This window comes from Glycomyces amatae (genome assembly GCF_020991375.1).
In the GTDB taxonomy this organism is placed as follows: Bacteria; Actinomycetota; Actinomycetes; order Mycobacteriales; family Micromonosporaceae; genus Glycomyces; species Glycomyces amatae.
The window spans coordinates 29,191-54,605 of sequence record NZ_JAJLQZ010000020.1; the positions used below are offsets into that span (position 1 = coordinate 29,191).

26 protein-coding genes are annotated in these 25,415 nt (G+C 72.5%); 16 read left to right on the forward strand and 10 right to left on the reverse strand.

Annotation, left to right across the window (positions count from 1 at the left end):
- The first annotated feature begins 119 nt into the window (after positions 1-119).
- From LO763_RS23105 to LO763_RS23120, 4 genes are all read left to right on the forward strand, one after another.
- Positions 120-1,919, forward strand: coding sequence for a hypothetical protein (locus LO763_RS23105; RefSeq protein ID WP_230789484.1), 1,800 nt, complete (start codon positions 120-122; stop codon positions 1,917-1,919).
- 39 nt (positions 1,920-1,958) lie between these two features.
- Positions 1,959-3,203, forward strand: a complete 1,245-nt coding sequence (locus tag LO763_RS23110) for a deoxyguanosinetriphosphate triphosphohydrolase (RefSeq protein WP_230789486.1) — start codon at positions 1,959-1,961, stop codon at positions 3,201-3,203.
- 96 nt (positions 3,204-3,299) lie between these two features.
- The gene (locus LO763_RS23115) at positions 3,300-3,515 is read left to right on the forward strand and encodes a type II toxin-antitoxin system VapB family antitoxin (RefSeq protein WP_230789488.1); all 216 of its coding nucleotides are present in this window, start codon (positions 3,300-3,302) and stop codon (positions 3,513-3,515) included.
- The gene (locus LO763_RS23120) at positions 3,512-3,934 is read left to right on the forward strand and encodes a PIN domain nuclease (protein ID WP_230789490.1); all 423 of its coding nucleotides are present in this window, start codon (positions 3,512-3,514) and stop codon (positions 3,932-3,934) included. Before LO763_RS23115 ends, LO763_RS23120 begins: the two co-directional genes overlap by 4 nt.
- A 90-nt stretch (positions 3,935-4,024) precedes the next feature.
- Here LO763_RS23120 and trmB read toward each other — a convergent pair whose 3' ends face one another.
- Complete coding sequence (gene trmB, locus LO763_RS23125; RefSeq protein ID WP_230789493.1) at positions 4,025-4,714, reverse strand: tRNA (guanosine(46)-N7)-methyltransferase TrmB; 690 nt, start codon at positions 4,712-4,714, stop codon at positions 4,025-4,027.
- A gap of 54 nt (positions 4,715-4,768) precedes the next feature.
- On the reverse strand, positions 4,769-5,572 hold the full coding sequence (locus LO763_RS23130) for a hypothetical protein (protein WP_230789496.1): 804 nt from the start codon (positions 5,570-5,572) through the stop codon (positions 4,769-4,771).
- Between the two features lie 360 nt (positions 5,573-5,932).
- Here LO763_RS23130 and LO763_RS23135 point away from each other — a divergent pair, with 360 nt between their 5' ends.
- Positions 5,933-8,473, forward strand: a complete 2,541-nt coding sequence (locus LO763_RS23135) for a sigma-70 family RNA polymerase sigma factor (RefSeq protein ID WP_230789499.1) — start codon at positions 5,933-5,935, stop codon at positions 8,471-8,473.
- Positions 8,474-8,733: 260 nt separating this feature from the next.
- Positions 8,734-9,261 carry a GtrA family protein gene (locus tag LO763_RS23140; protein WP_230789501.1) on the forward strand — a complete coding sequence of 176 codons (528 nt, stop codon included), beginning with the start codon at positions 8,734-8,736 and terminating at the stop codon, positions 9,259-9,261.
- Positions 9,262-9,319: 58 nt separating this feature from the next.
- On the opposite strand, the gene LO763_RS30105 is transcribed toward LO763_RS23140, so the two are convergent.
- The 3 genes from LO763_RS30105 to LO763_RS23155 all read right to left on the reverse strand — a co-directional run bounded on the left by LO763_RS30105 (position 9,320) and on the right by LO763_RS23155 (position 11,907).
- Positions 9,320-9,847: a PH domain-containing protein gene (locus tag LO763_RS30105; protein ID WP_230789504.1), complete on the reverse strand. Its 528-nt coding sequence runs from the start codon at positions 9,845-9,847 to the stop codon at positions 9,320-9,322.
- Positions 9,848-9,984: 137 nt separating this feature from the next.
- Positions 9,985-10,998, reverse strand: coding sequence for a helix-turn-helix domain-containing protein (locus LO763_RS23150; protein WP_230789508.1), 1,014 nt, complete (start codon positions 10,996-10,998; stop codon positions 9,985-9,987).
- Positions 10,999-11,106: 108 nt separating this feature from the next.
- Positions 11,107-11,907 (reverse strand): biotin--[acetyl-CoA-carboxylase] ligase, encoded by an 801-nt coding sequence (locus LO763_RS23155; RefSeq protein WP_230789511.1) that lies wholly within the window; start codon positions 11,905-11,907, stop codon positions 11,107-11,109.
- 42 nt (positions 11,908-11,949) lie between these two features.
- Between LO763_RS23155 and LO763_RS23160 the strand changes: the two genes are divergently transcribed.
- The 4 genes from LO763_RS23160 to LO763_RS23175 all read left to right on the forward strand — a co-directional run bounded on the left by LO763_RS23160 (position 11,950) and on the right by LO763_RS23175 (position 15,625).
- Positions 11,950-13,524, forward strand: coding sequence for an acyl-CoA carboxylase subunit beta (locus tag LO763_RS23160; RefSeq protein WP_230789514.1), 1,575 nt, complete (start codon positions 11,950-11,952; stop codon positions 13,522-13,524).
- Between the two features lie 256 nt (positions 13,525-13,780).
- Positions 13,781-14,791 (forward strand): NYN domain-containing protein, encoded by a 1,011-nt coding sequence (locus tag LO763_RS23165; protein ID WP_230789517.1) that lies wholly within the window; start codon positions 13,781-13,783, stop codon positions 14,789-14,791.
- 34 nt (positions 14,792-14,825) lie between these two features.
- A complete protein-coding gene (locus tag LO763_RS23170; protein WP_230789519.1) occupies positions 14,826-15,035 on the forward strand; it encodes an acyl-CoA carboxylase subunit epsilon in 210 nt (69 codons plus the stop codon).
- Positions 15,032-15,625 (forward strand): Maf family protein, encoded by a 594-nt coding sequence (locus tag LO763_RS23175; protein WP_230789521.1) that lies wholly within the window; start codon positions 15,032-15,034, stop codon positions 15,623-15,625. Before LO763_RS23170 ends, LO763_RS23175 begins: the two co-directional genes overlap by 4 nt.
- Before the next feature lie 453 nt (positions 15,626-16,078).
- Here LO763_RS23175 and LO763_RS23180 read toward each other — a convergent pair whose 3' ends face one another.
- A complete protein-coding gene (locus LO763_RS23180; protein WP_230789523.1) occupies positions 16,079-16,759 on the reverse strand; it encodes a GntR family transcriptional regulator in 681 nt (226 codons plus the stop codon).
- A 110-nt stretch (positions 16,760-16,869) separates the two neighbouring features.
- Between LO763_RS23180 and LO763_RS23185 the strand changes: the two genes are divergently transcribed.
- Both LO763_RS23185 and LO763_RS23190 read left to right on the forward strand, forming a co-directional pair.
- The gene (locus LO763_RS23185; protein WP_230789526.1) at positions 16,870-18,048 is read left to right on the forward strand and encodes an amidohydrolase; all 1,179 of its coding nucleotides are present in this window, start codon (positions 16,870-16,872) and stop codon (positions 18,046-18,048) included.
- A gap of 91 nt (positions 18,049-18,139) precedes the next feature.
- The gene (locus tag LO763_RS23190; protein WP_230789529.1) at positions 18,140-18,520 is read left to right on the forward strand and encodes a hypothetical protein; all 381 of its coding nucleotides are present in this window, start codon (positions 18,140-18,142) and stop codon (positions 18,518-18,520) included.
- A 9-nt stretch (positions 18,521-18,529) separates the two neighbouring features.
- On the opposite strand, the gene LO763_RS23195 is transcribed toward LO763_RS23190, so the two are convergent.
- Both LO763_RS23195 and LO763_RS23200 read right to left on the reverse strand, forming a co-directional pair.
- Positions 18,530-19,072, reverse strand: a complete 543-nt coding sequence (locus LO763_RS23195; RefSeq protein WP_230789532.1) for a thioredoxin family protein — start codon at positions 19,070-19,072, stop codon at positions 18,530-18,532.
- 357 nt (positions 19,073-19,429) lie between these two features.
- Entirely contained in the window at positions 19,430-20,104 is a 675-nt protein-coding gene (locus LO763_RS23200) for a MerR family transcriptional regulator (RefSeq protein WP_230789535.1), read from the reverse strand.
- Positions 20,105-20,196: 92 nt separating this feature from the next.
- On the opposite strand from LO763_RS23200, the gene LO763_RS23205 reads away from it, so the two are divergent.
- From LO763_RS23205 to LO763_RS23220, 4 genes are all read left to right on the forward strand, one after another.
- Positions 20,197-20,892 carry a DUF2306 domain-containing protein gene (locus tag LO763_RS23205; RefSeq protein ID WP_230789537.1) on the forward strand — a complete coding sequence of 232 codons (696 nt, stop codon included), beginning with the start codon at positions 20,197-20,199 and terminating at the stop codon, positions 20,890-20,892.
- Between the two features lie 19 nt (positions 20,893-20,911).
- Entirely contained in the window at positions 20,912-21,340 is a 429-nt protein-coding gene (locus LO763_RS23210; protein ID WP_230789540.1) for a GNAT family N-acetyltransferase, read from the forward strand.
- A gap of 123 nt (positions 21,341-21,463) precedes the next feature.
- Positions 21,464-23,605: a HelD family protein gene (locus tag LO763_RS23215; RefSeq protein WP_230789542.1), complete on the forward strand. Its 2,142-nt coding sequence runs from the start codon at positions 21,464-21,466 to the stop codon at positions 23,603-23,605.
- 249 nt (positions 23,606-23,854) lie between these two features.
- The gene (locus LO763_RS23220) at positions 23,855-24,421 is read left to right on the forward strand and encodes a hypothetical protein (RefSeq protein WP_230789545.1); all 567 of its coding nucleotides are present in this window, start codon (positions 23,855-23,857) and stop codon (positions 24,419-24,421) included.
- A 21-nt stretch (positions 24,422-24,442) separates the two neighbouring features.
- Here LO763_RS23220 and LO763_RS23225 read toward each other — a convergent pair whose 3' ends face one another.
- Both LO763_RS23225 and LO763_RS23230 read right to left on the reverse strand, forming a co-directional pair.
- A complete protein-coding gene (locus LO763_RS23225; protein ID WP_230789548.1) occupies positions 24,443-24,697 on the reverse strand; it encodes a hypothetical protein in 255 nt (84 codons plus the stop codon).
- A 9-nt stretch (positions 24,698-24,706) separates the two neighbouring features.
- Complete coding sequence (locus tag LO763_RS23230) at positions 24,707-25,405, reverse strand: lysoplasmalogenase family protein (RefSeq protein ID WP_230789551.1); 699 nt, start codon at positions 25,403-25,405, stop codon at positions 24,707-24,709.
- Positions 25,406-25,415: the final 10 nt, after the last annotated feature.

Sequence of the window (25,415 nt, forward strand, 5' to 3'; positions counted from 1 at the left end):
ACGCCGTGAAGCCCCGGCCCGCGACCGCGCCCGCCCGCCAGGCCCCTCCGGGCCGCTGAGCGGCCCGATTGGCACGTTCCCGGGATACGGCCGCCGCGCCGCGGCCGTACCGTCGAATGATGTCGAGCGATGCCAACCCCCAGCAGTACCCGGGCCAGCCCGGAGGGCCCCCGCCGTACCAGCAGCAGCCCCAGTACGGCCCGCCCCCGCAGCAGCCCCAGTACGGGCCGCCGCAGCCGAACCCGTACGTGGAGCCGGGCGCGCCCCAGGGCCCCGGCCAGCCGCCCTACGTGCCCCCGGGCGGGTACGTCCCCGTCCCGCCGCCCCCGCCTTCGAACCGCGGCCGCGGCGCCAAGATCGCGCTCGCCTCGATCCTGTCGGTGGTGCTCCTGGCCGCCGCCGCGGTCGTGGTGCTGTTCAACTTCGTGCTCGGCAAGGGCCCCGACCCGGCCGAGAGCTTCCCGTCCTCCGCGTCGATGTACATGGAGGTCAACCTCGACCCCTCCCTCGACCAGACCCCCAAGCTCCTCGAGCACCTCGGCAAGTTCGAGGACCTCGACTACGGCTCCACCGACGACATGATCGCCGACCTCCTCGAGGAGGCCGGCCTCGAGGGCGTCGACGCCGAGAAGGACCTCACCTCCTGGCTCGGCAACCGCCACGGCATGGCCATGTGGGAGTACGAGGGGAGCCCGTACGCGGTCGTCAGCCTCGCCAGCACCGACGCGGGCGCCGCCGAGGACGGCATGGCGAACCTCCGCGCCTCCGCCGGCGCCGAGGAGGACCAGCTGGCCTACACCGTCGAGGACGACCACGTGCTCGTCGTCGCGGGCGAGACCGGCGCGGCCGACGCGCTCGCCGCCGCGCAGAGCGAGGCCGGCGACGAGCCGCTCTCGGCCTCCGGCTCCTACGAGGAGGCCCGCTCCTGGCTCGAGGGCGACCAGCTCGTCGTCTACTGGGTCGACGTGGACGCCCTCGCGGACCTCGCCGAGATGATGGGCGAGGAGGACGCCGAGGCGCTCCGCGAGCTCTACTCGGGGCAGCTGATCGCCGGGCTCGCCGCCTTCGACGAGGGCTTCGAGCTCACCTACCGCCTCTTCGGCGATGGCGAGGCGTGGGGCGGCTCCCAGGACCTCATGGCGACGATGGGCGACCTGCCCGCCGGCGACTTCGCGGCCGCCGCCTACGTCCCCGAGAACATCGAGGAGCTCACCGGCGAGTGGCTCGACGCCGCCGAGGGCCTCTACGGCGACGAGGCGACCGCCGAGCCCGCCGGGCCGGCCGGCGAACCGCTCACCGACGCCGAGTACACCGAGTACCTGGACCTCCAGACGGGCTACTACGCGGACACCCTCACCGCCGACGAGGAGACCCGCTACCTCGAGCTCGACGAGCGCTACTGGATGCACGGCACCGAGGACGACCCCTACGAGTACGACGACCACTCCTACGGCCCCGACTTCGCCGAGATCGAGGAGACCGTCGGCCGCTTCACCGACCTCATGGCCGGCTCCAGCCTCAGCGCCTCCGGCGACTTCGACGCCGACGCGGACGTCAGCGAGGACTCGCTGCACTTCGCCGCGCACCTCGCCGAGGACCGCGCGCAGGAGCTCGCCGACCTCCTCGCCGAGCTCGCGGGCGAGTCCCTGCCCGAGGGCGTCGAGGCGGACGGCTCCGAGCTGTCCTACACCGGCCCCGGCACCGCCTCGGGGGCCCTCGCCGACGACGCGCGCTTCAGCGACTTCGCCGAGGCCGCGCCCGCCGAGACCGCCGCGGCGGTCTGGGTCGACCTCGCGGCCGCCGCCGAGACCTACCCGGAGGACTTCGAAGGCGCCGAGCCGCTCTCGGCCTTCGCGTGGGCGCACGGCAGCCAGGACGGCGACGGCATCGGCGTCCTGCGGCTCTACCTCGAGGATTAGCACCTGAACGGCGGGATCGGTCGCGCTAGGCTCGATGGCGTGACCGATCCCGTTGCCCACCCGCTGGCCAAGCGCTGGCCTTCAGCGGCGCGACTCGTGGCCGAACCCGGTTCGGTCCGCACCCCGTTCCAGCGCGACCGCGCCCGCATCCTCCACTCGGCGGCCTTCCGCCGCCTCGCCGACAAGACCCAGGTCCACACCGCCGGGACCGACGACTTCCTGCGCACCCGGCTCACCCACTCGCTCGAGGTCGCCCAGATCTCCCGCGAGATGGGCTCGGCCCTCGGCTGCGACCCCGACGTGGTCGACGTCGCCGGCCTCGCCCACGACCTCGGCCACCCGCCCTTCGGGCACAACGGCGAGGACGCCCTCCACGAGGTCGCCGGGGCCTGCGGCGGCTTCGAGGGCAACGCCCAGACCCTCCGCGTCCTCACCCGCCTCGAGGCGAAGGTCGTCGACTTCGAGGGCCGCTCGGCGGGCCTCAACCTCACCCGCGCATCGCTCGACGCGACCTGCAAGTACCCGTGGCGGGCCGAGCCGGGCGTGCGGAAGTTCGGCGTCTACGAGGACGACCTGCCGGTCTTCGAGTGGGTCCGCGGCGGCGCGCCCCGCGGCGCGAAGTCCCTCGAGGCGCAGGTCATGGACTGGTCCGACGACGTCGCCTACTCGGTGCACGACGTCGAGGACGGCCTCCACGGCGGCTACATCAACCTCGCCAAGCTCATGGACGACGCCGAGGAGCAGGCCGCCGTCTGCGAGGACGTCGCCGGCCGCTACGCCGAGGAGTCCACCGCCTCGCTCGCCGAGGCCCTGCGCGAGCTCCTGCGCGACCCCGTCATGGAGTCCCTCCACGACTACGACGGCTCCTTCGGCGCGATGGTCGCCCTCAAGGATTTCACCTCGAACATGGTGGGCCGCTTCGTGAACGCCGCCGCCAGTGCCACCAGGGACCGGTTCGGCGAGGGCCCGCTGCGCCGCTACGACGCCGACCTCGAGGTGCCCGAGCGCGAACGCGTCCAGTGCGCGCTGCTCAAGGGCATCGCGTGGCGGTACGTGATGCGCCCCCGGACCGACGCGGCCTGGTACACCCGGCAGCGGGAGATCCTCCAGGAGCTGGTCGCGCTGCTGTGCGACCGGGGCCCGGACGCGATGGAGCCGATGTTCGCCGAGATCTGGCACCGGGCGGGCGACGACGCCGCCAGGCTGCGCTGCGCCGTCGACCAGGTCGCCTCCCTCACCGACGCCTCGGCCGAGTCCTGGCACGAGCGCCTCACCGCCGCCTGATCCGAGAAAAATTGTTCAACCCGGCGTGCCCCCCGCCGGGTTGTACTCTTAGAGATATACGTTCGCGACATGGTGGATATCAAAGGAGGTGCAGTCATGACCCGCACTGTGATCGACCTCGATGACGACCTGCTCGCCGAAGTGAGCCACGCCCTCGGGACCAAGACGAAGAAGGAGACCGTCAACACCGCGCTCAAAGAGGTGCTGGAGACCCGGCGGCGCGCGCTCGCTCTGGCGCGGCTCCGAGCTTCGGCCGCCGATGGGTCGGTCGATCTCTCCCTCTTCGAGGACAAGAGGAACTACCGCCCGTGACCCCCGCCAACTACCTCATCGACACCAGCGCTCTTGCTCGGCTGATGCGCGGAGAGGAGTCTGAGCAGGGGTGGGACCGGGCCGCGGCAGCGGGACTGATCGCCGTGTGCCCCATCATCGAGTTGGAATACTTCTTCAGCTCACGCTCCTGGAAGGATCGCCAGCAGGACGAGCAGGACATGACCGCTCTGTTCTGCTGGGTCCATGTTGACGAACGGATGTTCCGCAGGGCGGTCGAAGTCCAGTCCGCATTGACGCGCAACGGCCATCATCGCAGCGCAGGTCCAGTCGACCTGCTGGTCGCGGCGACCGCAGAGTTCCATGATCTGACATTGCTGCACCGCGACCGGGACTTCGACTGCATCGCTGCCGTGACCGGCCAGCGCATGGAGTGGTTCGGGCGCGAACGCTCGACCTGACGTGTGAGCGCCCCGCCGCTTCGTCTTCGTCGCGACGTTGAGTTCGCCGCGCAGCCCTGGCCTTATGGGGTGCTGCGCGGCATTCGCCTTTCAGCGCCTGCGGAAGACCACGTCGAAGATGTCCCGGCCCGCCTTGACGCCGCGGCGCTCGAACTTGGTGACCGGGCGGTGATCCGGGCGCGGTGCGAAGCCCTCCGCGGTGTTCTCGTACGCCTCGTCCGCGGTGAGGACCTCGAGCATCTGCTCGGCGTAGTCGGCGATGTCGGTGGCGCAGTGGAGGACCCCGCCCGGGCGCAGCAGCCCGGCCATCGTCGCCGCGTGCTCGGCCTGGACGATGCGCCGCTTGTGGTGGCGCTTCTTGGGCCACGGGTCGGGGAAGTACACCCGGATCTCGTCCAGCGACCCCGGCGCGATCCCGCGCCACAGCAGCGGCAGCGCGTCGCCCTGGTAGATCCGCAGGTTGTCGAGGCCGCGCTCCTCGGCGCGGGCCATGAGGTCGGCCACGCCCTGCGGGTAGACCTCGACGGCGAGGAGGTCGCGGCCGCGGTCGGCGTCGCACATCGCGGCGGCCGCCTCGCCGTTGCCCGAGCCGATCTCCAGGATCACCGGCGCAGTGCGGCCGAAGAGCTTCGCGAACTCGATCCGGCCGTCCTCGGGCCCCCACTCGACGCCGTAGCGCGGCCACAGCGACGCGAAGGCCTCGTCGTGGCGGGGCTTGTTGCGCCCCTGGCGGAAGTTGAACGTCAGGATGTGGCGGTGCTGCGGTTCCTCGTCAGGCATAACCGGGCAAGTCTAGCCGCAGCGCCGATGTGCGCTGCCTCATCGGCGCCGCGTTCAGCGTTCGAGCTTCGCGGGGGCCTCGTAGGAGCGCCCGCGCACGCCCGCGGGCCCGTCCGGGCGCCTCGGGTCGGGCCGGGGCGGCGGCGCGGACTCGTCGCGGAGGGTCCCGTTCTCGAACAGGTACGACTCGCGGGGCTCGTCCTCCTCGTCGGCGTCGTCGCCGTCGGGCTGCTCCGGGACGTAGGTGGGCGGGCCGACCTCCTCGTGCTCGGGCTCGGCCGTGAGCATCGCCTTCGGGCGGCGGGGTCGGCGGCGCGTCTGCTTGGCCCGCTCGCGCAGGAAGTACACGTAGCCGCCGAGCGCCAGCGTCGACACCCCGGCGCCGATCCAGAATCCCGGACCGCCGATCGCGACGCCCGCGAGCTCGAGCACGGTGAGCGCGATGAGCACGTAGAGGATGCGGCGGTGGCGCCGCCGCCACCATTCGGCGCGCCTCTGCCGGAGCCTGGCCTGCTCGTGCATCTCGGGATCCTCGCCGGTCAACGACTGGTCGGTCTCCAACCGTACCGAGTCGCCGCGACGCGTGCCGCGCCGCTCCCACCCGCGTGACTTCCCCTGGGCCGGAACGTCTTGCGCCTCCATCAACTCGTCGAGGGAATTGTCCGTCTCGTCCAGTTTCGCGACGGGGTGCGAGGCGGGGCGCGAGGGCCGGCCCTTCTCGCGGTCGAGCACGCGGGCGTCGGAGGAGGACCGGTCGGCGATCATCCGCTCGTCCGAGTCGTAGCGGCGCACCAGCGCCGGGGTCAGGGCCAGCAGGGCCGTAGCGGCCAGCAGTGCCAATAGGACCGATGCGGGCATCGCTCACCTCCTCTGCGTCGTTCGGGGCTTCACGCGCGTGCTCCCAAGGTACGCAATCGTGTGCCGCATTTCCGACACTTGACTGGAACCTGAACGCAAAGTCCCGATACCATCACACCTGGTCACAATCACATCACAATTCCCGGTTATGGCAGCTTTTTGCCCTAAACTCACTGCAATGTCCAGTTCGCACGGAGGCCCGAATCCGAACCGCGCGCCGGGCGCAACCTGAGGTGCACTCGATCGTTACCCCAAGGGAGACATCGAAAACTCCTCACCCGAACCACCTCGCACGCGAGCACGATCCGAGCCCCCCGATGGTACGAGCTCGGCGCAACCAGGAAGGAGCCCCGGCGAACGATGCCCGAGACCGTCCCCGCCGGCGATCCGCGCCGCGCAGGCCCCGACGCCGACGAGGCCCCCGAAGGCCGCTCCGACCCCGAGCTCATCGCCGCCACCCGCGACGGCGACACCACCGCCTACGCCGTCCTCTACGAGCGCCACGTCCACGCCGCCCGCCGCCTCGCCCGCGTCCTCTCGCGCGACCCCGCCGGCGCCGACGACCTCGTCTCCGAGACCTTCGCCCGGCTCCTCCACACCCTCCGCGACGGCGGCGGCCCCGACCTCGCCTTCCGCCCCTACATGCTCCGGACCCTCCGCAACACCTTCTACGACCGGGTCCGGCGCGACAAGCGCGTCGAGTTCACCGACGACCTCTCCCCGCACGACACCGGCGAGCGCTTCGTCGACCCCGCCGTCGAGGGCCAGGAGCGCCGCTACGCCGCCCTCGCCTTCGGCAAGCTCCCCGAGCGCTGGCGGATGGTCCTGTGGCACACCGAGGTCGAGGAGGACTCCCCGGCCAAGATCGCCACCATGCTCGGCATGACCCCCAACGGGGTCGCCGCGCTCGCCTACCGCGCCCGCGAGAAGCTGCGCCAGAACTACCTGACCGAGCACGCCGCCGACGCCCCGCGCGAGGAGTGCCGCTGGACCGTCGACCGGCTCGGCGCGCGCGTGCGCGGCAAACTCGGCGACCGCGACGCGGCGAAGGTCGACGAGCACCTCGACGCGTGCGTCACCTGCAACCTGCTGTCCGCCGAGCTGACCGAGCTCAACTCGGGACTGCGCGGCGTCGTCGCCGGGGTCCTCCTCGGCGGCGCGGCGGTGCCGTACCTCGCGGCCGGGACCGCCTCGGCGGCCGGGCTCGCGGTCGGCGGCGCGCTCGCGTTCCTCCTCGCGCCCTTCAAGGCGGCCCTGAACTGGATCCGCCGGATCGCCCAGCAGCTCGGCACCAAGGGCGCGGTCGCGTCCGGCACGGCGGTCGCGGTGGCCGCCGTCGTCGCGGTCGTGGCGCTCTCCGGCGACGAGGAGGCGCCCCCGCAGGCCGCCCCCGAGCAGGAGCTCGTCCAGCCCGCGGAGGACGAGGAGCCCGCGCCCGAGGACCCGGCCGACCCCGCCAACCCGCCCGGCCCGCAGCCCGAACCCGAGGACCCGGCCGAGCCCGACGACCCCGCCGAACCCGGGCCCGACCCGGCCGAGCCGGACCCGTCCCCGGCCGAGCCCGCCGCCTACGGGATCGCGCACGGCCTCGGCACCACCGGCCTCGTCGCCGGCGGCGAAGCGGTCCTGCCGATCCGCCTCGAAGCGCCCGACGCCGGCGCCGCGGGCGGCGGCTACGCCCCGACCACCCGCCAGGCCGAGGCTTTGGGCACCGACGGGCCTTCCGGCGAGGCCCTGCGCACGGGCGAGGCCTCGAGCACCGGCGGGCCTCCCCGCGCCCAGGCCGCCGCCACCGACCGCGTCACGCTCGACATCACCCTGCCCGAGGGCATCGGCCTCGCCGCCGAGACCGCCGCGCCGGGCTGGACCTGCACCGAGGCCGACGCCCAGATCCACTGCGCCATCGACGCGCTGCCCGACCCGGCCGAGGCCCGCGTGCGCATCAGCATCGCCGACGACGTCAGCGGCTACCGGACCTTCCACGTCACCGTCGCGGGCCCGGGCATCGGCGGCACCACCGCGCTCCAGGTCCCGATCGCCCCGGCCGGGAGCGTGGTCGGCTACGCCAGTCTCGACGCCACCGGCGTCACCGCCGCTGGGAACACGTGGATGACCTGCTCGATCCCCGGCTGCCGCGAGGCGGCGCTCCTGGGCGGCGGCGACCGCTGGCCGATGAAGGCCTACAAGCCCGGCGACGCGCCCGCCGGACGCGAAGGCGAGGCCGTCTCGGGCGCGGTGCTGGAGGTCCCCGGCGGCGCCGAGGTGCGCTGGGCGGGCCTGTACTGGGCCGGGGCCCACGAGGACCTGCCGACCGAGGTGTCGATCGCGGGGCCGGACGGCTCCTGGTCGAGCCTCACGGCCGACTCCACGCGCGACACCAGCCCCGGGACGCAGGCGTTCGCCGACGTCACCGCCCTGGTGTCGGGCGGCGGCGAGTACTGGGTGGCCACCGACAACCACCGGCTGCCGACCTCGGAGTGCGACCACTGGCCGATCGGCGGCGACGCGCACTGCCTCGACCGGCACTTCGCGGGCTGGGCGCTCACCGTGGTCTACGCCGAGCCGGGCGCCGCGGCCGAGGAGGTCGCCGTGTACGACGGCGCGCCGGCCGCCGACACCGAGATCCAGGTCGAGGACGGCGGCGAGGTCGAGATAGCGGCGGCCCTGTGGGGCGGGTCGGCGTACCGCCGCGGGGACCGCCTCACCGCCGACGGGCAGCGCCTCGGCGAGCCCGCGGCCGCGTACGCGCACGGGGCGGTGAACAACCCGCGCTGGTACGCGTTCGGGGTGGACGTGAACGTGTACCGGGCCCAGGCGGGGGAGGACGCGGTGATCCGCTTCGAACGCGGCGACGACCCGTTCATCGTGGGCGTGGTCGCGGTCGCCTCGCCACTGGACTGAGCCGCGGCGGCGGGATCCGCCCCCGGGGTCGGGTGTGTCGGAATCCCGACACCCCCGTGTCAACTTTGGCGCGGGGGTGCGACAGCGCCGTGTTCGACCGGCCCCCGGGGTCGGGTGCGTCGCGGGCCGGGCCCCTCGCACAAGGGTGCCCGGCGGGTGCGACAGTTCCCTCCGGCGAGGCCGGCCCCGCCGGCGGGCGGGCGCGGACGCCCGTTCTCGGCGGTACCGCTCCCGCCGTCCGACGGGTATCCTGACGCTTGATGTCGACCTCTACCGAAGCGCCGCCCCCGACCCGCAGCGGTCCCCGGGGCCTGGTCGCGCGCGCCACCGACCTGCTTCGTCGGCACGCCGCCGAGCTCATGCGCTTCGCCGGGGTCGGCGGCACCGCGTACGTGATCGACCTCGGCCTGTTCAACCTCATGTACCTGGGGCTCGACTGGTCCTACTGGTGGGCCAAGGTCGTCTCCACGATCGTGGCGACCACCGTGGCCTTCGCCGGGAACCGCCACTGGACCTGGCGCGAGCGCCGCGGCAGCGCCGCCGCCCACCGCCAGTACGCCCTCTACTTCTTCTTCAACGGCATCGGCCTGCTCATCTCGCTCGGCTGCCTGTGGGCCAACGCGGGCCTCGCCCAGGTCTGGCCCCAGTACTTCGACAACGAGCTGGCCGTGAACCTCGCGGCGAACTTCTTCGGCGTCGGCCTCGCCACGATCTTCCGCTTCTTCGCCTACCGCACCTGGGTCTTCCGCCATCCGCCCCCGCTCGCGGAAGCGCTCGAGAGCGCCTGAGCCGCAGCACACCGAAGGCCCGCACCGACACCGGTGCGGGCCTGTCGCGTCATGGCGCTCAGGCGCCGTCGAGGCTCTCGCCCGCGCGGCGGGACCGGTCGTCCTCGGCCAGCTGGTACAGCAGGGCCTTCGTCTTGTCGACCTTCGGGACGTCGACCAGGTTGATCTCGCCGTCGTCGGAGGCCGAGTCGATGTTCATGTCGCCGAAGCCGAAGATCCGCTCCCAGACGTTCTGCGTGTACGACACGGTGTTGACGCGGGCCAGCGGGATGTGGCGGCTCTCGCGGGTGATGAGGCCGTCGCGCCACATGACGCGCTGGTCGGTGATCACGTAGTGCGTCGAGCGCCAGCGGATCCACGGGATCACCGACAGCCAGATGAGCAGCGCGAGGAAGACGACGACCTCGGCCAGGATCAGCCAGATCTTCCCGTCCCAGTCGAGCCTGGTGGTGTACGTGATCGCGATGGCGGCGATGGCCAGGAAGACGACGAACCACAGGACCGGTCCGACGCCCTCCTTCCAGTGCGGGCGGGTGTGGAGCTTGACCACTTCGTCGCGGGCGAGCTGGTCGTCGGGATATCCCACTGCGGACCTCCAGGAGTGAGAAACGGGCGGGGGCGATACGAATGTTCAAAAGCACAGTACAACACCCCGGCTCCGCCTCCGGTTCCACGATTACCGGTGTCCGCGCCGCCCGTCGCGGGCCGCCGCCGCGCCGAGGCTCAAGGCACCCAGCCGTTCTTCGCCGCGTGCCAGCCCAACTGGATCCGGGTGTCCACATCGGCCAGGTCCATGAGCTCGCGCACGCGCCGCTGCACGGTCCGCAGCCCGATGCCGAGCTTCGCCGCGATCGACTGGTCGGTGAGCCCGGCGATCAAGAGGCCCAGCAGGACCGCGTCGTCCTCGTGGATCTCCTTCGCGTACAAGGCTTCGGCTCCGGCGGTCGTGGCGGGGATGCCCGTCGTCCACAACTGCTCGAACAGCGCCCCCGCCAGCGCCACGATCGGGCGGCTGCCGGTGACGATCGCCTTCGGGCGGCCCGCGCCCGGCGCCTCGATCACGGCGGTCCGCTCGTCCACGACCAGCAGCTTGAGCGGCAGCCGCTTCGCGAACCGCACCTCGTCGCCCGAGCCCAGGGCGTAGCGCAGGTAGTCGGCGTACGGGTCGATGTCCAGCAGCGCCCGGTCGAACAGGTGCCGCTGGGACACGTTGCGGCCCTGGAGCTCCAGGTGCAGCCCCGCCTCGGGCACCGGCAGGACCATCGGCGGGCGCACGAAGGTCCGCACGCTGCGCTCGGCCGCGTACTTGAGCTGGCGCAGGCGCGAGCGGATCGCGACCGCCCCCGTCACGACCTCCCAGCTGCCCTGGTCGGTGCCGCTCGCCCCCGGGCCGGTCCGGTGGATCTCCATGAGCTCGCGCAGCGCCTCGTACTCGTCGAGGACCTCGCCGAGCTGGGAGGCGATGCGCCCGCCCAGGACCGTGTCGGGCCCGACCGCGCGGAAGCTCGAGTCGGCGATCATCGTGGCGAAGCCGTCCTCGACCAGGCGCATGAGGGTGTCGCGCACGTGCACGGCCGACCGCCCGGACTCGGCCGCCAGCTGCGACACCGAAGCGTCTGCTTTGGACAGCAGGAGCCGGTAGAGCGACTCGTCCTCGGCGTCGAGGCCCGTCGGCCCCGACGGCTGCCGGGGCGGCCGGAGACCGCGGTCCCCGCTCTCGCGCGCCTGGTCGGACACTGCGCTGCTCCTCGGTAGTGCGAGCCCCTCGTTCGGAAGCCGTGATGGTGTGAGAACTCTGGCCGGTTCGTAAGGCCCGCGGGCCGCGCGGGCCGCGCCGCCCCGCGTTCAGCCCTGCGGCCGCAGATGGACCACGTCGCCCGCCGCGACGGTCGCCACCGCGCCGCCCCCGCCCGGGTCGATCTGGAGGCGCCCCTCCGAGTCGATGCCCACCGCCCGACCGGAAAGCTTGCGGCCGTTGGGGAACGATACCGCGACATGGCTCCCCAGGGTGGCGGAGTTGCGGCGCCAGCGCTCGATCACCGAGGCCGGGCCGCGCTCGTTCCAACTGCGGTACACGGCCGCCAGGTGCGTCAGGAACGCGACCGCGATCGCCTCCCGGTCGAGCTCGGCGGCCCCCGCGAGCAGGAGCGAGGTCCCGCCCGGCACCGGCAGCTCCTCCTCGGTCAGCGAGACGTTGAGGCCCGTCCCGACGACCACCGCGCCCCCCTCGGCCTGGGCGAGGATGCCGCAGACCTTCCGGCCCTCCAGCAGCACGTCGTTGGGCCACTTGAGCTTCGCGCTCACCCCGCAGGCCGCCTTGAGCGCCTCCTCCAGGGCCACGGCGGTCAGGAGGCCCAGCGTCCCCCACTGCTCGCGCGGCAGGGCGGGCCGCAGCAGGAACGACATGGTCAGGCCCGCCCCGGCGGGGCTCACCCACCGCCGGTCGAGCCGCCCGCGCCCGGCCGACTGCTCCTCGGCGATGAGGACCCGGCCCTCGCGGGCGCCGTGCCGCGCGGCCTCGGCCAGGTCCGCGTTCGTCGACCCTGTGACAGGCACCACGTCGACCTGGTTCCAGAAGTCGGACTTCTCCGACAACGACGTCCAGAGGGCGTGCCGGTCCAGTGGCTTTCTCGTCGGTGTGCTCACGCACATAGCGTAGCCACCGGCCGGGCCGATACGATCCGAGTCGTGACCGACATCGACTTCCACACGACCGCCGGGCGGCTCGCCGACCTGGCCGAGCGCCTCTCCGAAGCGGCCACGGGGAATCCCCGGGCGATCGAGAAGCAGCACGAGAAGGGCAAGCGGACCGCCCGCGAGCGCCTCGAGCAGCTCCTCGACGAGGGGTCGTTCGTCGAACTCGACGCACTCACGCGGCACCGCTCCACCAGCTTCGGCATGGAGGCGAACCGGCCCTACGGGGACGGCGTCGTCACCGGCTACGGCACCATCGACGGCCGCGAGGTCTGCGTGTTCGCGCAGGACTTCACCGTCCTGGGCGGCTCGCTCGGGCAGGTCTCGGGCGAGAAGATCACCAAGATCCAGGACCTGGCGCTGCGCACCGGCCGCCCGATCATCGGCATCTCCGACTCCGGCGGCGCCCGCATCCAGGAGGGCGTCGCCTCCCTCGGCGGCTACTCGGACATCTTCTTCCGCAACGTGCGCGCCTCGGGCGTCATCCCGCAGATCTCGCTCATCATGGGGCCGTGCGCGGGCGGCGCGGTCTACTCGCCCGCGATCACCGACTTCACCGTCATGGTCGACCAGACCTCGCACATGTTCATCACCGGGCCCGACGTGGTCCGCGCGGTGACCGGCGAGGACGTCGGCATGGAGGAGCTCGGCGGCGCCCGCACCCACAACGCCGTCGCCGGCAACGCCCACTACCTCGCCTCGGACGAGGACGACGCGCTCGAGTACGTCAAGCACCTGCTCTCGTACCTGCCCTCGAACAACCTCGACGAGCCGCCGGCCTACGAGTCCAAGGACTTCGAGCTCGACATCACCGCCACCGACCTCGAGCTCGACACGGTCGTGCCCGACTCGGCGAACCAGCCGTACGACATGCACAAGGTCCTCGAATCGGTGCTCGACGACGGCGAGTTCCTGGAGACCCAGTCGCTGTTCGCGAAGAACATCATCACCGGCTTCGGACGCCTCGACGGCCGCCCGGTGGGCGTGGTCGCCAACCAGCCCATGCACTTCGCCGGCTGCCTCGACATCGACGCCTCGGAGAAGGCCGCGCGGTTCATCCGCTTCTGCGACGCCTTCAACATCCCGATCATCTCCTTCGTGGACGTCCCGGGCTTCCTGCCCGGCACCTCGCAGGAGCACGACGGGATCATCCGCCGCGGCGCCAAGCTCATCTTCGCGTACGCCGAGGCCACCGTCCCCAAGCTCACCGTGGTCACCCGCAAGGACTACGGCGGCGCGTACTGCGTCATGGGCTCCAAGGGCGTCGGCGCCGACCTCAACCTGGCCTGGCCGACCGCCGAGATCGCGGTCATGGGCTCGCAGGGCGCGGTCAACATCCTCTACCGGCGCGAACTCGCCAAGGCCGACGACGAGCAGGCCAAGCGCGCCGAGCTCATGGCCGAGTACGAGGAGAAGCTGAACAACCCGTACGTCGCCGCCGAGCTCGGCTACATCGACGCGGTCATCCAGCCGCGCGAGACGCGGGCGATGCTCGTGCGCGGCCTGCGCATGAACGCCTCGAAGCGCGACGAGCTGCCCGCCAAGAAGCACGGGAACATCCCGCTCTGAGACCCGCCGGAGGGCGCCGGGACCGCCGGCGGCGGCCGTTCGCGAGCCGCCGTCGCGAGCGGTTCCGGCGCCCTCCTCACGTCCCTTCACCCGTTCAGGCGAGCGTCTCGCGCGCCCCCTTCGCACTACCGGGCGAAACCGCTTTGCCGCGCGGGGCGGCGCGCACCACTCCCATCCCTAGAGTCCGATCCAGGTACCGTCTTATACAGCTGGGGGAAGCGGGACAATTCGTCCCGCCGGATGTTGGGAGTGGGCCATGACACCAATCGGAGGAATGCTCCCCGGACTGCCGTCGCGGCGGTACGCCATATTGATCGACGTCGGCTACCTCTACGCGGCCGCGGCGGAGCTCCTGCTCGACGCCACCTCCAGGCGCGACTACCGCGTCGACGCCGAGAAGCTCATCAAGTCGCTCATCGAGCGGGCCGCGCACACCCTCTCCGACGGGGAGCTGCTGCGCCTGTACTGGTTCGACGCCGCCCGCGACCGGGTGCCCACCGTCGACCAGCGCGTCATCGCCAACATGGAGTACGTGAAGGTCCGCCTCGGGAACCTCAACTCGCGCGGCCAGCAGAAGGGCGTCGACGCGCAGATCCGCTCCGACCTGGAGCTGCTCGCCCGCCACCGCGCCATCCACGAGGCGATCCTCCTCGCCGGCGACGAGGACATGGTCCCGGCCGTCGAGGTCGCCCAGGCCTACGGCGTGCGCGTCCACCTGTGGGGCGTCGAGCCGCCCTACGGCACCAACCAGGCCGAGCGCCTCGTGTGGGAGTCGGACACGGTCCAGACCATCGAGGCCGAGGACCTGCGGGCCTACTTCACCAAGAGCGGCACCGCCGCCGCGGCCACCCTCGGGATGGTCGGCGCGCCGATGGCGCAGCCCGAGGTGCGCGTGCCGAGCCCGGCCGCGGTCTTCGGGCAGCGCCAGTCCGTGGCGGTGACCATGAACGCCGCCGAGGCGCTGGCGCAGGCCGAGTCGGCCCGGCCGAAGTTCGTGCGCACCACGCAGACCGGCGAGAAGCTCGACCCCGAGACGGTGCGCCAGATCGGCGAGTACGTGGGCCACAAGTGGCTCCTGACCAGGGGCGCGGACAACATCGCGGACCTGCTGCCGGGGCCGCAGCTGCCGACCGTCATCGACAAGGAGCTCCTGGTGGAAGCCGAGAAGGAACTCGGCTACTCTCTACGCGACCACCCCGAAGCGCGGATCTGGGTCCGCGACGGCTTCTGGGAGCGGGTGCACCGCGAGTTCGACATCGACGAGTGACACCCTTGAAGACGTACAGGCGAGGAGTAACGCGATGAGTCTGGAGCTCAAGGTCCTCCGCGGCAACCCCAGCGACGAGGAGCTGGCGGCACTGGTCGGGCTGATCACCGCCCTGCCGCGAGCCGAGGAGGAGTCCGAGGCGCCGCCGCGCCGGGCCTCCTGGTCGAACCCGGGCCTGCGGCTGCGGGTGCGCCGGTCCTGGCGCGAGACCGCCGTCCCGGCCCGCCGGGGAACGGACCGTTGAGCCGCCCGTTCGTCCTGGCCTCGCAGTCGCCCGCGCGGCGGGAGCTGCTCAAGGCCGCCGGGATCGAGCCGCTGGTGATCGTCTCGGGCGTGGACGAGAGCCAGGTGATGGGGGAGGACCCGGCCGAACTGGCCTCGACGCTCGCCGAGCTGAAGGCGCAGGCGGTGCTCGACCTGGTCGGGCCGGACGCGCTGGTGCTCGGCTGCGACTCGGTGCTGCACTTCGGGCGCGAGATCCTCGGCAAGCCCGAGGGGCCCGAGGAGGCGACCTCGCGGTGGAAGCGGATGCGCGGGAACTCGGGGACGCTCTACACCGGGCACTGCCTCATCGACACGGCCGCCGACCGCCGGGTCGTGCGGGCCTCGGGGACCGTGGTGCACTTCGCGGAGGTCTCGGACGAGGAGATCGCCGCGTACGTGGCGACGGGCGAGCCGCTGCACGTGGCGGGGTCCTTCACGCTCGACGGCTACGGTTCGGCGTTCATCGACCGCATCGAGGGCGACCCGGGCACGGTGATCGGGCTGTCGATGCCGCTGCTGCGCAACATGCTCGGCGAACTGGAGATCGCCCTCCACGACCTGTGGCGCTAGAGGCGTTCACGGGCCCCTGACGGCCGTCGCCCGGCCCGCCCTCCCGTGGGCCCGCCACCATCTGAACCGGCCCCGCGCGGCGGCGGCCGGCCGTCATGCTCTCCCGCTGCGTTGCCGGCGCTCCAGAGCGCCCCTGGCCCGGCAGGGTCGGGGGACCGGCGGGTCCAGTGGGTCCGGCGCCCCCGGCGTCGGGTGTGTCGCGGCCGGGGCCCCTCGCACAAGGGTGCCCGGCGGGTGCGACAGTTCGGGTGCGAAGGAGCGGTGACCGCTCCCCGGGGCCGGGCGTGTCGGAATCCGGACGCCCCATGTCAACTTTGGCGCAGGGGTGTGACACTGCCGCGGTCGTCCGGCCCCCGGGGTCGGGCGCGTCGCGCCCCGGGCCCCTCGCACAAGGGCGCCCCGGAGGTACGACGGTTCCCGCCGAGCGGCCCGTTCGCAGCGGGCCGGCCCCGGTCAGGCGGTGTCCGTGCCCGCCCGGCGGCGCCTGGTCTTCGTGGCCTCTCTCGCGTCGACCGCCTCCAGCCGCCAGCGCTGCGCCGCCTCCAGTGTCGGGCCGCGTCCTTCCTCCAAGTGCGCCAATGCGATCGCGGCCGCCCGGTCGGCGTCCGCCGCTTCGAGCGCCTCGAGCAGCTCGGCGTGCTCCTCCCGCTGCCGGGCCGGGTCGCGCTCCACGGTCAGGTGGAACAGCCACCGCATCCGCGCCTCCAGCGGCCCCATGATCTGCCCCAGCAGCGGATTCCCCGCCGCCGCCACGAGCTCCCGGTGGAAGGCCGCGTTCGCCTCCGTCCGCGACGCGTCGTCCTCGCGCGGCCCCGCGCACTCCCGCAGCCGCTCCAGCACCCCGGCGTCGGCATTCCGCGCCGCGAGGCGCGCCGCCAGCGGCTCGAGCCCGGCGCGCACGTCGAACAGGTCCTCGATGTCCTTCGGCGTCGGCACGGTGACGATGCTCCCCTGGCCCGGGACCGCCGTGACCAGGCCGTCCGCCGCCAGGCGCTGCAGGGCCTCGCGCAGCGGAATCCGCGAGACCGCGAACTCGGCGGCGAGGTCGCGCTCGATCAGCCGCGCGCCCGGCCGCAGCCCGACGGTGACGATGCGCTCGCGCAGCGCCTGGTAGACCTGTTCGGCTCGGCTCATGACCCGTCTCTCTCACGGCACCGGCGGGTGGCCGGATCGGCGTCAACGGTATACCGTCGCCATTAATGGTATACCGCTAAAAGCGGGACCTGAGGCGAAAGGACCGACACATGACCGACCTGCTGCTGCGCGACGCCCGGCTCTGGGGCCGCGAAGGACGCACCGACCTGCGCATCGAGGACGGCCGCATCGCCGCCGTCGGCGACAAGCTCTCCGGCCAGGGCGCCCACGTCGAGGACCTCGGCGGCGCCGTCGTCATCCCCGGCCTGGTCGACGCCCACGCCCACGTCGACAAGACCCTCTGGGGCGGCCCGTGGGTCCCGCGCACCGCCGGGCCCGGCCTCGCCGCCGCCATCGCCTACGGCCGCGACCGCCGCGCCGAGTTCGGCGTCCCCAACCCCGACTACATCACCGCGCTGCTCACCAACATGGTCGTCTCCGGCACCACCCACGCCCGCTCCCACGTGGACGTCGACCCGGGCATCGGCATCGGCGCGGTCGAGGCCGTCCGCGAGGCCGCCGAGCGCCTCGGCGGGCGCATCGACGTCCAACTCGTCGCCTTCCCCCAGACCGGCATCCTCGTCAGCCCCGGCACCGCCGAACTCATGGAGGAGGCGCTGAAGGCCGGCGTGACCACGGTAGGAGGCATCGACCCGGCCGGGTTCGACGGCGACGCCGAACGCCATCTCGACCTCGTCTTCGACCTCGCCGAACGCTACGGCGCCGAGATCGACGTCCACCTCCACGACGGCGGCGACCTCGGCGTCCGCGAGTTCGACCTCATCATCGAGCGCACCAGGGCCCTCGGCTACCGCGGCAAGGTCACCATCAGCCACGCCTTCGCGCTCTGCGACGCCGACGACGCCACCCGCGCCCGGCTCATCGCCGACCTCGCCGAACTCCAGATCAGCCTGACCTCGGTGGCCCCCAAGCAGATCCTGCCGCTGCGCGAACTCGACGCCGCGGGCGTCACCATGGGTATCGGCAACGACGGCGTGCGGGACCTGTGGAGCCCCTACGGCACCGGCGACCTGCTCCAGCGCACCCAGTGGTTCGCCCGGGGCGCCGGGTTCAGCCGCGACGCCGACATCGAGCTCGCCCTCGAGGCGGCCACCTTCGGCGGCGCGCGGCTGCTCAAGATCGAGGGCTACGGCCTCGCCGTGGGCGACACCGCCGACCTCGTGGCCGTCCCCGGCCGCAACCCCTCCGAGGCCGTGCTCGAGCACCGCGAGCGCGCGCTCGTGGTCAAGGGCGGCCGGATCGTCGCCCGCCGCGGCGCGCTCGTCTGAGCCGTTCCGAGAGCTCGCAGACCCCCTGCCCGGCTGTTACGGTTGCGGCACGCGGGGCCTGTCCGGGCTCGCGGCAGGACAGGGGGCGGCAGTGGCGCGAGTGACCATCAGCGGTTCGGACCTGGTCGTGACCATCGAGGGGATCCGAAGGCTCGGCACGCTCAAGAGCGAGCTGACGATCCCGCTCGCGAACGTGCGGGGCGCGACCGCGGACCCTGAGATCTCGATCGACTGGCCCGGCCTGAAGGCGGGCGGCTCCTGGCCGGGACGCAGGCGCGTCGGCACCGGCCTCTACGGGCACTACCTCGGCGGCGTGTTCACCCAGGACGGCGACCGCGTGTTCTGGGACGTCCGCGACCCCGCGAAGGCCGTCGTCATCGAGCTCGACGGCGACGACTTCTCCCGCCTCATCGTCGAAGTCGAGGACCCCGGATCGACCGTCGAGTCGATCCGCGCCGCGATGCCGTCCTGAGCCGAACGGCTAAGCGCGCCACTTGATGCCGCAGCCCGTCGACGGGTAGTGCGGCGTGGGGACCGGCTCGCCCTTGCGCACCAGCTCGATCGCGGCCGCCAGGTACTCCCCGGTGACGGGCATCCCGTTGCCGGGGGTCGAGCCGTCGAACGCGCCCCGGTAGGCCAGCTTGCGGTCGGGGCCGTACAGGAAGAAGTCCGGGGTGCAGGCCGCGTTGTAGGCGCGGGCGACCTCCTGGGACTCGTCCACCAGGTACGGGAACGTCCAGTGCGCGCGGGCGGCCTGCTCGGCCAGGCCCTCCGGGCCGTCGTCGGGGTGGCTCTCGGTGTCGTTGGAGCAGATCGCGACCACGTCCAGGTCGGCCTGGCCGGTGGTGAACGAGCCGAAGGTCTGCTCGATGTGCCGCACGTAGGGGCAGTGGTTGCAGGTGAACGCCACCAGCAGCGCGTGGGAGTCGAAATCGGACAGCGAGCGGAGTCCGCCGTCGAGGTCGGGCAGCGTGAAGTCCGGCGCGGGGGTGCCCAGCGGGACCATGGTCGAGTTGAGGGCCACGGGAATCGCACTCCAGGAATAGACGGCGGTGGCCTCCATCGTAGGGAGTGCCGAGGGCGGGCTTCAACCGGTGAGGCCCGGTTCCCGCCCCACCCCACTTCGTGCGGCGGGGCTCCAGGCCAGGTAAGTGGAGCCCCGCCGCCGGCCGCCCGTACTACCCCACGTCGTCGGGCGGCCTCCTGGTGATGGCGACAAAGTCTCTTGTCGAGCAGGCTTGGCCTTTGTCGCCGCGCCATCAGGTGCGCTGGAAACAGCGTAGAACCACCCAATCGACTTGCGAAGTCAAAAACCCGACAAGTGCAGACATTGCTATTTGAGCATGAGAGTGGACGGTTCGTCACGCACCGTCGCCGCGAGTCATTCCTTTGAGGACGGATCGTCTTCCCGCGGTTCCCGATGTCCTTCCCCCCGTGGGAAGTACCTGCCCGACACCTCGATCTGGGCGATGCGCCGCAGCGCCCCGAAGATCGAGTCGCCGAGGACCGTTCCGACGACCAGTGCCTCGAGAATCTCGTCGCGGTCCTCCCGGAGACCGAGCAGCCGGAGGTCGAATTCGGCCACGATCTCGGCCGCGCGGGCGTACTCCCCGGTCAGGTCGACCATCTCGATCAGCCCCAGCTCGCGCAGCCGCCCGACGGCGTCGGCGAGGCTCCAGACGTAGCAGTGGTCGGGGTCGATCGACTCCCAGCCCTGGCGCCGCACGATCCCGCGCGCCGTCTCGAGGTCCTCGGCCGCGGGCTCCTCGCTCGGGACGCGGCTCTGCCACAGCGCCCGGCTCGCGACCCCGAGCGTGCCGTCGAGGTCGCGCTCCGGGTCCTCGATCTCGGTCAGCACCTCCCGCACCTTCGCGATCGGCACCGACCCGACCTCGACCATCGCCCGCACCAGCCGCAGCCGCCGGACGTGGTCCTCCCCGTACTCCACCTGGTTGTGGCTGCGGCGCTCGCCGCCGGAGAGCAGTCCCTCGCGGACGTAGTACTTGATCGTGGCCACCGGCACCCCGGTCCTCGCGCTCAGCTCTCCGATTCGCATGCGTCCTTCTTACCCGAGGCGCGGTTGACCGCCCCGTGAATCTAGTGATAGTTTCACTATCGATAGTGTCACTCCCGATAAGGAGTCCTCGCATGACCGCCACCCTTCAGACCCGCACCCCGCCCTCCCGGCGCCGCCGCACCGCGGTCGTCGCCGTGGCCGTCCTCAGCGTCGCGATCGTCCTCTACGCCGTCCCCGCCTACCTCGCCCCCGACGTGAACTCGCGTGTCGGCATCCGCGAGGACGTTCCCCTCCACCTGCCGTTCCTCGTCGTCCACGCCGCCACCGCCGGCATCGCGCTCCTGGTCGGCCCGTTCCAGTTCTTCGGCTCGATCCGCCGCAACCGCCCCCAGGTCCACCGCGCCCTCGGGCGCGTCTACCTCCTCGCCGGCGTCCTCCCCGGCAGCCTCAGCGGCATCGTCGTCGCCGTGCTCACCACGGCCGGGCCCATCGCCCTGGTCTCGTTCGTCCTCCTGGACGTCTTCTGGTTCTACTCGGCGCTGCGCGCCTACCGGGCCGTCCGCGCCCGCGACTTCGCCGGGCACGAGCGCTGGATGCTGCGCAACTTCGCCGCGACCTTCGCCGCCGTGACCCTGCGCGTCTACCTGGGCCTGTTCATCGCCGTCCAGCTCCCGCTCCTGGAGGGCCCCTACGGCGGCGACTTCGAGGCGCTGTTCGCCGTCGCCTACACGGCGTCGATCGTGGCCTCGATCGCGCTCAACCTCCTGTTCATGGAAATGCACTTGCGGCGCAGGCGGACCCGGAGCACCCTCGGAGCGAACGCCTGAACACGCACGGAGGAGCCGCATGACCGACGACGAGCACACCGTCTCCACCGACCCCGACCGCCTCGACCGCGACTGGATCCACCGGGTCATCTCCACCGACACCTACTGGGCCCCCGGCCGCACCCGCGAGGACATGGACCGGGCCATCGACCACTCCCTGCCCTACGGCGTCTACGACGCCTCCGGACGCCAGCTCGCCTTCGCGCGGCTGGTCACCGACCAGACCTACTTCGCGTGGCTCAGCGACGTCTACGTCGACCGGGCCGCCCGCGGCAAGGGCGTCGGCAAGCTCCTCATGCGCCACCTCCTCGCCGAGGCCGAGCGGATGGACCTCAAACGCGTCGTGCTCGCCACCGCCGACGCCCAAGGCCTCTACCGCCAGTTCGGCTTCACCGAGATCGACGACGGCAACACGTGGATGTGCAGCCTCCGCCCCGACCGCGTCTGAACCGCGCCCCACGCGCCCCGGCCGCCCCGCGAGGTCGCCTCCGCCTCCTCGGCCTCGATCGCCGGACGGCCGTCGCGGCGACGCGCTAGGCTGGTGCGTTCCCGAATTCGAGCGAGGAGCGCAGTGTCCCAGGAACCAGGCCACGCCGACGCCCAACACCCGCAGGACGTCGACACGTCCCATGCCGTGCCCGAACCCGACCCCGCCAACACCCCCGAGCAGGAGATCGCGATCGAGCAGGAGTTCGTCGACCGCGTCTACGACCGCGTCGAGATCCTCCGCTCCGAAGCCGAGGGCAACCGCGACTCCGGCTACGCGCACCTCGCCGCGACCGTCCCCGGCGCCCAGTACGAACGCGACGTCTTCGTCTACCGCGCCGCCAGGCGCATCGCCGACCTCGACTCCCAGCACGAGGGACTCGTCTTCGGGCGCCTCGACTTCGACAACGGGGCCGTCCGCCACGTCGGGCGCCTCGGCGTCCGCGACGACGCCTACCGCACCCTCCTCGTCGACTGGCGCGCCCCCGCCGCCGCGCCCTTCTACCGCGCCACCGCCGTCGACCGCCAGGACGTCGCGCGCCGCCGCGTCATCCGCTCCTTCGGCCGCAGCGTCGAGGAGATCAGCGACGACCTCCTCAACGACGACGCCGCCGACCGGCTCCCCGTCATCGGCGACGGCGCGCTCATGGCCGCCCTGGGCCGCAAGCGGACCGGGCGCATGCGCGACATCGTCGCCACCATCCAGGCCGAGCAGGACGCCGCGATCCGCGCCCCCGGCCGGGGCGCCACCATCATCACCGGCGGCCCCGGCACCGGCAAGACCGTCGTCGCCCTCCACCGCGCCGCCTACCTGCTCTACCAAGACCGCAGCCGCTACGAGGCCGCGGGCATCCTCGTCGTCGGCCCCTCCGCCGTGTTCATGAAGTACATCGGCCGCGTCCTCCCCAGCCTCGGCGAGGAGACCGCCGCCCTGTACTCACTCGGCGAGCTCTACGCCGGCGTCGAGGCCGTCCGCCAGGACCTGCCCGAGGTCGCCGCCGTCAAGGGCGGCACCATCATGCTGCCGATCCTGCGCCGCCTCGTGCGCCAGACCCCGCCGGACGCGCCCGGCGAACTGCGCATCGTCTACCGCGGCGACGTGTTCCGACTCGACGCCGACGAGCTCGCGGCCGCCCGCGCCCGCGTCTTCGAGAAGGAGCCGCGCCCCAACCTCGCCAAGACCGAGGCCGGACGCGCCCTCCTGATCGCCCTGTGGCGCAAGATCAAACCCGTGATCCCCGACGCCGAGCCCGCCAAGTTCTCCCGCGACGTCGGCTCCCGCGGCGAGTTCCTCACCTTCCTCGACCACTGGTGGCCCGACCTGGACCCCGCCGAGGTCCTCGGCTGGGCCGGCGACGAGCAGCGCCTCGGCTCGGCCGCCGAAGGGCACCTGAAGAAGGCCGCCGTCCAGGCCGTCGCCGCCTCCCTCCGGGAGGCCGACTTCTCCATCCCGGACGTGGCCCTCCTCGACGAGCTGCGCATCCTCCTCGGCGTCAAGCCCCAGAGCCGCAGTCGCGACCGCATCCGCTCCTGGGACGGCATCCAGGAGGTCTCCACCACCCAGGACCGCTACTACGACCGGCCCGAACGCCAGTCCCGCGACGCCTTCTACGAGGACTACGCCCACGTCATCGTCGACGAGGCCCAGGACCTCTCGCCGATGCAGTGGCGCATGCTCGGGCGGCGCGGGCGCGCCGCCGGGTGGACCGTCGTCGGCGACGAGGCGCAGTCGAGCTGGCCGCGCCCCAGGGAGAGCGCCGACGCCCGCCGCCGCGCCGTCCCGCGCGGACGCGTGCACGAGTTCCACCTCACCAAGAACTACCGCAACTCCAAAGAGGTCTTCGACTACGCCGCAGCGTGGGCGAAGCCGCGGCTGCGCGACATCGACCTGCCCGAGGCGGTGCGCGAGACCGACGTGCCCGTGCGCGAGAAGGCCGTCGACGCCGACGCGCTGCTGCCCGAACTCGCGGGCGCGGTCGCCGAGGCGCTCGAGGCCGTCGAAGGGACGGTGGGCATCATCGCGCCGTACGCGCGCCACGCCGAACTGGCCGCGCTCGTCCACGACGACCGCGTGACCCTGGTGGGGCCCCTTGAGTCCAAGGGACTCGAATGGGACGCCGTGATCGCCGTCGACCTCGAGGCGGTGGCCGAGTCCCACGGCCCGGGCGTCGCCTACGTGGTCCTCACCAGAGCGACCCAGCGCCTCACCCGCCTCGACCCGGCCTGACGTGCGCTAACCGCTCGTACCGATCCACAACGGACTGCGAACACCTTCGTGGGCAGCGCCGACACGGGGCGGCCGCTAGACTCCAAGTGAGTCGCGGCCGCCCCGCCGCCGCACCGAGAACCGAATAGGCCGCCTGCTGTGTTCACGCCCCCGCCGCCCCGCTCCCGCCCCCTCGAATTGACCGGCCCCGGCCCGTCGCCGCTGGGCAAACCGCCGAAACGGTCGCAGCCTTTCCTTGCCACGGCGTTCGTGATCGGGGCACTCTGGGCGCTCCCCGCCGTGGCGGTCCAGTCGTACGCCGTCGCGACCGACAGCGGCTTGTACGCGCGCATCTCATCCGCGATGCTGCTGATCGCGTGTTTCATCATGGTCGTCGGCACCGAGTACCGAGACGGCGAGGCCGACGGAGAGACCGCCGCCGCGGGTGGAAGGCTGCCGCTGCGTGAGCAGCTGCGGCTGGCCCCGTGGGGGCGGTGCGCCGTGACCTACCTCAGCGCGACCGCCGTCGCGGTGCCGGTCGTCGTCGCCGGCGCCTACGACCACCAGGTGGCCTTCGCCGCGTTGAGCGCCTATCTGGCCGCCGGCCTCGCGGTGTCGTTCATCGCGCCTCTCGAACGGCTGGTCCGCCGTGTCCCGGACACGTTCGCGGCGGTGTTCACGGGCGTGCCGATGGGACTGCTCTTCGGCGGCATGGTCGCTCGACACCGCTGGTTCGACGACCCCTGGGTGTGGACCAGCGCCGCACTGGGGGCGCTCATGACCCTCCGCGCGCTCTTGCCAGCGGCCGCCGCCCGGATCCGCCGACGGCGGCGGTGAGCGGCGGACCGAGGCGGACGGTCAGTCGCCCACCGGCCGGTCGGCGGGCTCCTCCGGCCTGCGGCGACCGGTCCTCCTCGCCATCCAGATCAGCAGGGCCGCGGCGAGGACCCCCGGGCCCATGTGGACCAGGAGCACGCCGAACAGGCTCGGCCCGCCCCAGTCGCCCTCGTAGCTCGACGGGTCGCCGAAGTCGATCACGAAGGGCTCCATCAGGGCCCGCACGATGAAGAAGCCCCCGACGACGAAGGCGAGCAGCCACAGGACGCGTCTCATGGACCGACACTAGCGGCCCGCGGCCGCCCTGTCAGCCCGCATCCGCCGCACCGCCCCCACGACCAGCAGCAGCTGCGCCGCCGCGTACGTCGCCATCACCGCGTGGCCCTCGCCCGGGACGTCGAACCCCGCCACGCCCATGCCCAGGACCAGGTCCGAGACCACGAACAGCAGCCCGCCCAGGCCTGTCACGAGGCCGAGGCCGCTCGCGGCCGCGCCCATCGACACCAGCAGGAGGCTGTACACCGCGACCGGGACCGCGAGCGCCTCCAGCCGCGGCCACAGGACGACGTTGGCGCCCAACCAGAACGCCAGGTAGCAGCCCGGGACGAGCCAGCGCCGCCGCAGCGCCGAGAGCGCGCCGAGCCGCGCGAAGACCGCGATGTAGACCAGCTGCATGAGCCCGAACAGGGCCATGCCCGCCAGGAACGCGGGCGTGCCGTCCACGAGCAGGGCGATGTCGGCCGCGCAGGCCAGCAGCAGGCCCGCGCCGAGCCACCGCGGCAGCCGCTCGCCGGGGGCGGCCGAGACGATCAGGTAGCCCAGCAGCAGGAGCGTCAACGCGGGCTTGGTGATCCAGCGGGCCTCCCCGAGCCCCGCGGCGATGGCGGCGAGGTCGCCCGCGACGGCCGCGGCGAACGCCCACAGCCACGCGCGCGCCGGGACGCGGACGAGCACCGAGCGGATCAGGACGAGGGGAGGGCTCATGGGTGAGGGA